The sequence below is a fragment of the Streptomyces sp. NPDC002787 genome (genome assembly GCF_053592095.1).
This window is the reverse complement of sequence record NZ_JBSFVC010000009.1, coordinates 1-10040: the sequence shown is the minus strand read 5'-3', so window position 1 is coordinate 10040 and position 10040 is coordinate 1. Positions and strand designations below refer to the sequence as shown.

The 10040-nt window shown below is 72.1% G+C and carries 8 protein-coding genes and 1 rRNA gene; 5 read left to right on the top strand and 4 right to left on the bottom strand.

Going from position 1 to position 10040, the window contains the following annotated elements; translation table 11 throughout:
• The 3 genes from mtrB to mtnA form a co-directional block, all read right to left on the bottom strand.
• Nucleotides 1–2087 (bottom strand): MtrAB system histidine kinase MtrB (mtrB, locus tag ACWD26_RS14195; RefSeq protein WP_451269667.1); only part of this gene is annotated, 2087 nt, incomplete at its 3' end.
• Nucleotide 2088: 1 nt separating this feature from the next.
• Entirely contained in the window at nt 2089–2778 is a 690-nt protein-coding gene (gene mtrA / locus ACWD26_RS14190) for a two-component system response regulator MtrA (RefSeq protein WP_189823911.1), read from the bottom strand.
• Between the two features lie 8 nt (nt 2779–2786).
• A complete protein-coding gene (gene mtnA, locus ACWD26_RS14185; protein ID WP_451269664.1) occupies nt 2787–3932 on the bottom strand; it encodes an S-methyl-5-thioribose-1-phosphate isomerase in 1146 nt (381 codons plus the stop codon).
• Nucleotides 3933–4072: 140 nt separating this feature from the next.
• Between mtnA and ACWD26_RS14180 the strand changes: the two genes are divergently transcribed.
• Genes ACWD26_RS14180 through ACWD26_RS14160 form a run of 5 tightly spaced genes read left to right on the top strand, consistent with a single transcriptional unit; the run spans nt 4073 to nt 9668 of the window.
• Nucleotides 4073–5452 carry a glycerophosphoryl diester phosphodiesterase membrane domain-containing protein gene (locus ACWD26_RS14180; RefSeq protein WP_451269663.1) on the top strand — a complete coding sequence of 460 codons (1380 nt, stop codon included), beginning with the start codon at nt 4073–4075 and terminating at the stop codon, nt 5450–5452.
• 40 nt (nt 5453–5492) lie between these two features.
• Complete coding sequence (locus ACWD26_RS14175) at nt 5493–6182, top strand: DUF4129 domain-containing protein (RefSeq protein ID WP_451269661.1); 690 nt, start codon at nt 5493–5495, stop codon at nt 6180–6182.
• On the top strand, nt 6179–7369 hold the full coding sequence (locus ACWD26_RS14170) for a DUF4350 domain-containing protein (protein WP_451269659.1): 1191 nt from the start codon (nt 6179–6181) through the stop codon (nt 7367–7369). The genes ACWD26_RS14175 and ACWD26_RS14170 overlap by 4 nt, the downstream gene beginning before the upstream one ends.
• On the top strand, nt 7369–8358 hold the full coding sequence (locus ACWD26_RS14165; protein ID WP_451270090.1) for an AAA family ATPase: 990 nt from the start codon (nt 7369–7371) through the stop codon (nt 8356–8358). The genes ACWD26_RS14170 and ACWD26_RS14165 overlap by 1 nt, the downstream gene beginning before the upstream one ends.
• Complete coding sequence (locus ACWD26_RS14160) at nt 8358–9668, top strand: DUF58 domain-containing protein (protein WP_451269657.1); 1311 nt, start codon at nt 8358–8360, stop codon at nt 9666–9668. The genes ACWD26_RS14165 and ACWD26_RS14160 overlap by 1 nt, the downstream gene beginning before the upstream one ends.
• 95 nt (nt 9669–9763) lie before the next feature.
• Here the strand turns inward: ACWD26_RS14160 and rrf are convergent.
• Nucleotides 9764–9880 (bottom strand): 5S ribosomal RNA (gene rrf, locus ACWD26_RS14155).
• Nucleotides 9881–10040 lie beyond the last annotated feature (160 nt).

The window sequence follows — 10040 nt, the reverse complement described above, 5'->3', positions numbered from 1 at the left end:
CGCCCACGGAATACCTCCCCCTGCTCGTGCTGCTGCTCCGCACCGCTCTCCGCCGGCCGCTCCTCGGCCCGTCCCGCACCGTCGTCGGACCGCCTCGCGGGCGATCCCGACGAGGACGGTGCCGCGGGCGGCGCGGTGGGCCGCGGCACGACGCGCGCGCCGTTGCCGGGCAGCGCGGTCGGGTCTGCTGTGGGCACCTGCCCGGCGCCCGGCCGTGGCCCTATGGCCGCCCTCGATGCACCGTGCTCACCGGCTTGGACCGGCACCGTGGCGAGCTTGCCGCTGCCGCCGAGCGGCAGCCCGGCGTCGTTGAGTCCCCGATTGCGCCGGGAGTCCTTCGGCTCCAGGGGTATCGGGGAGCCCCGCAGCGGCTCGTCCGCCGTCCTCGGCAGGGTGAGCCGGAACTGCGAGCCGCCGCCCGGCTCGCCCCACGCCTGCAGCCAGCCACCGTGCAGCCGGGCGTCCTCCAGGGCGATGGACAGCCCCAGTCCCGTACCGCCGGTCGTACGCGCGCGTGCCGGGTCGGCCCGCCAGAAACGGCTGAACACGCGCGTGGCCTCACCCGGCTTGAGCCCGACGCCGTAGTCCCGCACCGCGACCGCGACCGCGCCGCCCGCCGCCGCGAGCTTGACCACGACGTCCCTGCCCTCGCCGTGCTCCACGGCGTTGACCACCAGGTTGCGCAGCACCCGCTCCACCCGCCGGGCGTCGGCCTCGGCGACGACGGGCTGCTGGTCCCCCAGAACCCGTATCCGCGTGCCCTTGCGCTCCGCGAGCGGCTCGGCCCCGCTGACGACCTTCCGCACGACCTCGCGCAGGTCTATCGGCTCGGCCTCCAGAGCCGCCGCGCCCGCGTCGAACCGGCTGATCTCCAGCAGGTCAGCGAGCAGCGACTCGAACCGGTCCAGCTGGTCGGCGAGCAGCTCGGCCGACCGCGCGGTCACCGGGTCGAAGTCCACGCGCGCGTCATGGATGACGTCCGCCGCCATCCGTACGGTCGTCAACGGTGTCCGCAGCTCGTGCGACACGTCGGAGACGAACCGCCGCTGCATCCGCGACAGGTCCTCCAGCTGCTGGATCTTCAGCTGCAGGTTCTGCGCCATCTTGTTGAAGGCCTCGCCGAGCCGCGCGATGTCGTCCTCACCGCTGACCTTCATACGTTCCTGCAGACGCCCGGCGGACAGCCGCTCGGCGATCCCGGCCGCCATCCGCACGGGCGTGACGACCTGCCGCACCACGAGCCAGGCGATGGCCCCGAGCAGCACCACGACGAACAGCCCGGCCGTCGCCAGCGTCCCCTTGACGAGACTGAGGGACTTCTCCTCCTGCGTGAGCGGGAAGAGGTAGTACAGCTGGTACGGGTCGCTGTTGGGGTCGCTGACCTGCTTGCCGATGATCAGCCCCGGCTGGGACTCCTGACCGTTGTCGTAGTGGATCCGCGTGTAGCTCTGGACGGCGCTCGTGCCGCCGTCGACCCGCTCACGCAGCTCCACGGGCACGCTGAGGTCCCATTTCACGCCCCCGGAGGCACGTGGTCCGAGGCCCCCGGTGTCCCCGTCGGCGGAGGCCGGGCTGAGCGTCACGACATCGAACGCGCCCTGGCCACCACTGGACAGCGAACTGACCAGGTTCGTCATCCACTCGACGACGTTCTGCACCCGGTCGCCGTCCGGCTCCGCGCTGTCGTTCCTGGCCGCGCTCGCGTCGGTGTCCGCCCTCTGCTCGGCGACGGTGAAACCACCGGTGGCCTGGCTCTGCGAGGCTTTGACCTTGGCATCCAGCAGTCCGTTGCGGACCTGCCCGATGACGACGAAGCCCAGCAGGAGCACGACGCTGAGAGACATCAGCAGCGTCGTCACGACGATCCTGAGCTGGATATTGCGCCGCCACAGCCGCATCACGGGCAGCAGCGGACGGCGCACCCAGCGCATGAACAGCCTCAGGACCGGGCTGCCCTGGACTCCGCCCTGCAGCAACCCGCCCTCGAGGAAACGACCCCAGCGGGAACCCGACGACTTCCGGCCGACAGGCCGCTCCGCGCGGGTCCCCGGCTGGCCGGGCGCCGAAGCGGCACTGTCACCGGACATGTCAGCTGGGTCCTGCCTTGTATCCGACACCACGGACGGTCACCACGATCTCCGGCCGCTCCGGGTCCTTCTCGACCTTGGACCGCAGCCGCTGCACATGCACGTTCACCAGACGGGTGTCCGCCGCGTGGCGGTACCCCCAGACCTGCTCCAGCAGGACCTCCCGAGTGAACACCTGCCACGGCTTCCGCGCCAGCGCCACCAGCAGATCGAACTCCAGCGGCGTCAGCGCGATGGACTGCCCCTCGCGCTTCACGGAGTGCCCGGCCACATCGATGACCAGGTCACCTATGGCGAGCTGCTCCGGCGCCGGCTCCTCCGACCTCCTGAGGCGCGCCCGGATCCGGGCCACCAGCTCCTTCGGCTTGAACGGCTTCACGATGTAGTCGTCCGCGCCCGACTCCAGGCCGACCACCACATCGACGGTGTCGCTCTTGGCCGTGAGCATCACGATCGGCACCCCGGACTCCGCCCTGATCAGGCGGCACACCTCGATCCCGTCCCGGCCCGGCAGCATCAGATCCAGCAGCACCAGATCCGGTTTGGCCTCACGGAACGCGGCCAGCGCCTTGTCGCCGTCGGCTACGAAAGACGGCTCAAAACCTTCACCACGCAACACAATGCCGAGCATCTCGGCCAGTGCGGTGTCGTCGTCGACGACAAGGACTCGTCCCTTCATGAATGCCATCATCCCATTAACTAAATCGTTACCTGGCGTGACCTGTCACACAGCACGGCAAGCGCATCAGCGGTCACGGGCGACACGGCCCCCTCCTCGGTGACGATCGCCGTCACCAGCTCCGGCGGCGTCACATCGAACGCCGGGTTGTACGCCTGGGTCCCCAGGGGTGCCACCGCGATCCCGCCTCCCGCCTCTGCTCCCGCCACCGGCACCTGAGGTGCCGTGATCTCCGTCACTTCATGACCCGCTCGCTGTTCCACCTCGATGGACGCCCCGTCGGGGGTGTCCGGATCCACCGTCGTCACCGGCGCCACCACGATGAACGGCACGTGGTGGTACCGGGCCAGCACCGCGAGCGGATACGTGCCGACCTTGTTCGCCACCGAACCGTCGGCGGCGATCCGGTCGGCCCCCACCAGCACCGCGTCCACCTCACCGGCGGCGAACAACGAGCCCGCGGCATTGTCCGTGAGCAAGGTGTACGGCATTCCGCTGCGCGCCGCCTCATAAGCGGTCAGCCGGGCACCCTGCAGCAACGGCCGCGTCTCGTCCACCCACAGCCGCCGCAGCCGCCCCACCCGGTGCGCCGCGAGCGCCACCGCGAACGCCGTGCCCTCACCGCCCGACACCAGCGCGCCGGTGTTGCAGTGCGTGAGCACCCGGTGCCCACCACCCGGCAACAGCTCGTCGAGCAGCGCCAGACCGTGCGCGGCCATGCGGGAGCTGGCCTCGGCGTCCTCCCGGTGCAGCGCCCGCGCCGCCGCGAGCGCCGCCTCGGCGGCCTGCTTCTGGTCGCCTGTCCTGCCGAGCTCGGCCCGGTGCGCGGCCCGCGCCCGGCGCACACCCACCGCGAGGTTCACCGCGGTCGGCCGGGCGCCTTCCAGCGCGTCGGCTGCCTCCTCCACGTCGAACCCGCGCGCCGCGGCGAGCGCGACGCCGTACGCCCCGGCGATCCCCAGCAGCGGCGCCCCGCGCACGGCGAGCGAACGGATCGCCTCCACCAGCGCGGGCGCGTCCGTGCACACCAGCTCGACCTCCTCGGCCGGCAGTCTCGTCTGGTCCAGGAGGACCAGGACGGGGCCTTCTGGTGGCTCGTCCCAACGGAGCGCGGGTGTCTCGGTGGGCCGGGTGTCGTCGCCGGATCGCGCGTACTGATCAGCCATGCGGTCAGTCTGCCCCGTATCCGTCGGACAATTGAAGGTGCGCAGCACATACGGCCCCTGGTCACTTCTCGGACACCGCGTGGCACGATGGGCGCCAAGCTGCCGCCGCGACCGCGGACGAGCACCGTGAAGGAGCGACGATGAAGGACACTCCGGGCTGGGCCTCGCCCGGATCGGCCCCCTCGGGCGGCCAGGAGCCGGACCGACAGGGCTCCGCGCAGCCGACGGACCAGCCCGGCGCGGACCAGGCACAGCCCGCGGACCAGCCCGGCGCCGACCAGACGCAGCCGCCGTCCAAGTGGTCCAAGGACCAGCCGCCGCCCGCCCAGTGGTCCGCTCCGAGCCCGCAGGGCCCCGGCCAGGCCGCGCCACCACCGCCGCCCGTCCCGGGCTGGGGCGGCCACCCCGGCGCCCCGCACCCCGGCCCCGGCGGCTACGGCCCGCCCGGCGGCCACGGAGCCCCCGGAGGCCCCCCCGGCTACGGAGCCCCCGGCCCCGGCTGGGGCGGCGGCTGGGGAGGCCCCCCGCCCGCCGCCAAGCCCGGTGTGATCCCGCTGCGACCGCTCAGCATCGGCGAGATCCTCGACGGAGCGGTCTCCACCATGCGCACGCACTGGCGCACGGTCCTCGGCATCTCCTTGGCCGTCGCGGTCATCACCCAGGTCGGCGTCATCCTGCTCCAGGGCTTCGTCCTCAACGACACGGTGAACTCCGACGCCTTCAACGACCCGACCGCCACACCCGGCGAGCTGGGCCGCGCCCTGGGCGACACCCTGCTGAGCACCTCCGTCGTCATGGTGATCTCCCTGCTGGGCACCATCATCGCGACGGCCCTGCTCACGACCGTGACCAGCCGCGCCGTGCTCGGCAAGTCGGTGACCATCACCGAGGCCTGGCGGGACGCCCGCCCGCAGCTCCTCAGGCTGGGCGGCCTGACCGTCCTGCTGCTCCTGATCGCCGGCGTGATCATGACCGTGGGCGTCCTGCCCGGCATCCTCCTCGCCGCCGGAGGCTCCGCCGGTGGAGGCGTACTCCTCGCCGTCGTCGGTGGACTCGGCGCGTTCGTCCTCACCGTGTGGCTGATGATCCGCTTCTCGCTCGCCTCTCCCGCGCTGATGCTGGAGAAGCAGGGCGTCCGGAAGTCGCTGGCCCGCTCCGTCAAGCTGGTGCGCGGCACCTGGTGGCGGGTCCTCGGCATCCAGCTGCTCGCCGCGATCATCGCCTACGTCGTCGCGTCGATCGTCCTGATCCCCTTCTCCGTCGCGGGCGCGGCCCTCGACGGAGACGGCATCTCCGGCTTCCTCGCCACCGGCGGCACCGCGCTCGGCTGGACCTACCTCGTCATCAGCGGCGTCGGATCGGTGATCGGGTCCACGCTCACCTTCCCGATCAGCGCCGGCGTGACCGTGCTCCTCTACATCGACCAGCGCATCCGCCGCGAGGCCCTCGACCTCGAACTGGGCCGCGCCGCCGGTGTCCAGGGCTACGGCGACACGGCCGGCGCCACCCCGGGGAGCTGATGGGGTGGGACTCTCGGGGGGAGCGCTGACAGCAGTACCGATGTCGTGGCGCTCGGCGGACGAGCCGCCCATCACCCTCCCGCGCGACCCCGCGCGGGAGGGTGCCCGGCGCGAGCTGTCCAAGGGCATGTACCACGAGAACGACCCCAGCTGGTACGAGCGCGCCATGGACGCCTTCTGGGACTGGCTCGACAAGCTGTTCGGCGCCGCCTCCACCGCCACCCCCGGCGGCACGCTCGGCCTCGTCGTCATCGTCCTGGCCGTCCTCGCCCTCCTCGGAGCGCTGTGGTGGCGCCTCGGCACTCCACACCGCGCCCCCGCCTCCTCCGCCGTGCTCTTCGACGACCGCCCCCGCAGCGCCGCCGAACACCGCGCGGCCGCCGAAGCGCAGGCCGCCCAGGGCCACTGGAACCAGGCCGTCCAGGAACGCATGCGCGCCGTCGTCCGCTCCCTGGAGGAACGCGCCCTGCTCGACGCACGCCCCGGCCGCACCGCCGACGAGGCTGCCTCCGAAGCCGGCCGGGTGCTCCCCGCACACACGGACCGACTGCGCGCCTCCGCCCGTGACTTCGACGACGTCACATACGGCGGCCGGTCCGCGGCTGAAGGAACGTACCGCCGGCTCGCCGCCCTCGACGACGACCTGGAGCGCACCAAGCCCGCCCTGGCGAGCAGCACCGCCAACACCGCGAGTACGGCGCACAGCACCCGCCGGGGAGCCGCCGAATGACCACCGAGGCCACGCTCCCGTCCACCTCGGCCTCGCCCACCGCCCGCCAGGTATGGACCCGCGCGCGCGGTGTCGTCCTCGGGGCGGTCATCCTCCTGGCGGCGGCCGTCGTGATCGCCGTGATCCGCTCCGGCGCCGAACACGGCCGCCTCGACCCGCGCTCCGCCGACACCAACGGCAGCCGCGCCGTCGCCGAACTCCTCGACGACCGGGGCGTATCCACCCGGCTGGTCACCACCCTCGACGAGGCGAGCGCCGCGGCCGGACCCGACACCACCCTCCTGGTCACCGTCCCCGACCTGCTGACCGACTCCCAGCAGAGCCGTCTCCGCTCGGCGACCGAGGCCTCCGGTGGTCGCACGGTCCTCGTCGCCCCCGGCGCCCCGTCCGTCAGCACCCTCGCCCCCGAAGTCACCGCCGACTCCGCGCTCAGCCTGGACTCCACGCTCACGCCCCGCTGCGACCTGCCCGCCGCCCGCCGCGCGGGCAGCGCCGACACCGGCGGAGTCCGCTACCACGTCACCGCCCGCGCAGCAGACACCTGCTACCCGGAGAACGGCCTGCCGACCCTGGTACGCGTCCCGGCAGCCGAAGGGAACGGCGACACCGTCGTCCTCGGCGCCCCCGACATCCTCTACAACAGCAGCCTCGACGAGCAGGGCAACGCCTCCCTCGCCCTCCAACTCCTCGGCTCGCGCCCCCATGTGGTCTGGTACCTCCCCTCGCTCTCCGACTCGGCTCCCGACTCCGGCAGCCGCAGCTTCTTCGATCTGCTCCCCTCGGGCTGGCTCTGGGGCACCCTGCAACTCTTCGTCGCCGCAGTCTTCGCCGTCCTCTGGAGGGCACGCCGATTCGGCCCCCTGGTGCCCGAGAAACTCCCCGTCGCGATCCGCGCCTCCGAAACCGTCGAAGGCCGGGCCCGCCTCTACCGCAAGGCGGCCGCCCGCGACCGCGCGGCCGCCGCTCTTCGCTCCACCACCCGCACGCGCCTCACCCCCCTCGTAGGTGTCCCCGCCTCCCGGGCGCACGCGCCCGAGGCCCTGCTCCCCGCCCTGTCCGCCCACCTCCACGGCGACGGACAGTCCCTGCACACCCTCCTCTTCGGCCCGCCGCCCGGCGACGACACGGCCCTCATCGCCCTCACCGACCAACTCGACGCCCTCGAAAGAGAGGTACGCCGTTCATGATGGACCCGACCACTGACAACGCCGGGACCACCGGGGACCCGGGCGCCGCCCGAGCCTCCCTGGAGGCCCTGCGCGCCGAGATCGCCAAAGCCGTGGTCGGCCAGGACTCCGCCGTGACCGGCCTCGTCGTCGCCCTCCTCTGCCGCGGCCACGTCCTGCTGGAAGGGGTCCCCGGGGTCGCCAAGACGTTGCTCGTCCGCGCCCTCGCATCCGCGCTCGAGCTGGACACCAAGCGCGTCCAGTTCACCCCGGACCTCATGCCGAGCGACGTCACCGGCTCACTCGTCTACGACACCCGCACCGCCGAGTTCTCCTTCCAACCCGGCCCGGTCTTCACCAACCTGCTCCTCGCCGACGAGATCAACCGCACCCCGCCGAAGACCCAGTCCTCCCTGCTGGAGGCCATGGAGGAACGCCAGGTCACGGTCGACGGAACCCCGCGCCCGCTCCCGGACCCGTTCCTCGTCGCCGCGACCCAGAACCCGGTCGAGTACGAGGGCACCTACCCCCTCCCCGAAGCCCAACTGGACCGCTTCCTCCTCAAACTGACGGTCCCGCTCCCGTCCCGCCAGGACGAGATCGACGTCCTCACCCGCCACGCCGCCGGCTTCAACCCGCGCGACCTGCGCGCCGCCGGCGTGCGCCCCGTCGCGAACGCGGACGACCTCGAAGCCGCCCGCGCCGCCGTGGCCAAGACGACCGTCTCCCCCGAGATCACCGCCTACGTGGTCGACATCTGCCGCGCGACCCGCGAATCCCCGTCTCTCACCCTCGGTGTGTCTCCCCGAGGCGCCACAGCCCTCCTCGCGGCCTCCCGCGCCTGGGCATGGCTGACGGGCCGCGACTACGTCATCCCCGACGACGTCAAGGCACTGGCGCTCCCGACCCTGCGCCACCGCGTCCAGCTCCGCCCTGAGGCCGAGATGGAAGGCGTGACAGCCGACTCGGTCATCAACGCGATCCTCACCCACGTCCCCGTCCCCCGCTGATGGCCCCCACCGGACGCGCCACCCTGCTGGCGGCCCTCGGCACCCTCCCGGTGGGCATCTGGGAGCCCAGTTGGACGGGCATGCTCGCAGTGAACGCCCCCCTGGTCCTGGCGTGCGCCTGCGACTACGCTCTCGCCGCCCCGGTGCGCCGTCTGGGCCTCGCCCGCTCCGGCGACACGTCCGCGCGCCTTGGCGAAACCGCCGACGTCACCCTCACGGTCACCAACCCCTCCAAGCGCCCTTTGCGTGCCCACCTCCGCGACGCCTGGCCCCCCAGTAGCTGGATCTCCGGCACAGAAGTGGCCGCCTCGCGCCACCGCCTCACCGTCCCCCCGGGCGAGCGCCGCCGCGTCACCACCCGCCTGCGCCCCACGCGCCGAGGCGACCGCCAGGCGGACAAGATCACCGTCCGCTCGTACGGCCCCCTCGGCCTCTTCGCCCGCCAGGGCAGCCACAAGGTCCCGTGGACGGTACGAGTCCTTCCGCCGTTCACCAGCCGCAAGCACCTGCCCTCCAAGCTGGCCCGGCTGCGCGAACTCGACGGCCGCACGAGTGTCCTGACCCGAGGCGAGGGAACGGAGTTCGACAGCCTCCGCGAGTACATCCCCGGCGACGACACCCGGTCCATCGACTGGCGCGCCACGGCCCGCCAGTCCTCGGTCGCTGTACGCACCTGGCGCCCCGAACGCGACCGCCACATCCTCCTCGTCCTGGACACCGGCCGGACCTCTGCGGGCCGCGTGGGCGACGCCCCCCGTCTCGACGCCTCCATGGACGCCGCCCTCCTCCTGGCCGCCCTCGCCTCCCGCGCCGGCGACCGCGTGGACCTCCTGGCCTACGACCGCCGCGTACGAGCCCTCGTCCAGGGCCGTACAGCCGGCGACGTCCTCCCGTCCCTGGTCAACGCGATGGCTCCTCTCGAACCCGAGCTCGTCGAAACGGACGCCCGTGGTCTCACGTCCACCGCACTCCGTACGGCGCCCCGCCGCGCTCTGATCGTCCTCCTCACCACTCTCGACGCGGCACCCGTCGAGCAGGGCCTACTGCCCGTTCTGCCTCGACTCACCCAACGCCATACGGTGCTGGTGGCCTCGGTCGCCGACCCGCACATCGCCCGCATGGCCAACGCGCGAGGCACCACGGAGGCCGTCTACGAGGCTGCGGCAGCCGCCCAGGCCCAGGCAGACCGCCACCGCACCGCCGAACAACTCCGCCGCCACGGCGTCACTGTCGTGGACGCGACTCCCGAAGACCTGGCGCCGGCCTTGGCCGACGCCTATCTGGCTCTGAAGGCAGCAGGCCGCCTCTAAAACTGCAATTCGAAAGGGGTGCAGCCCCTGGAAAGGGGCACCCTAAAACGCAGAAAACCCCCGCCGGTTTCCCGGCAGGGGTTTTCTCAATAATTGTTCGGCGGTGTCCTACTCTCCCACAGGGTCCCCCCTGCAGTACCATCGGCGCTGTAAGGCTTAGCTTCCGGGTTCGGAATGTAACCGGGCGTTTCCCTCACGCTATGACCACCGAAACACTATGAAACACTCAACCGCACCACCCGTGACCTGGGCGGGGTTGTTCGTGGTTTCAGAACCAACACAGTGGACGCGAGCAACTGAGGACAAGCCCTCGGCCTATTAGTACCAGTCAACTCCACCCGTTACCAGGCTTCCATATCTGGCCTATCAACC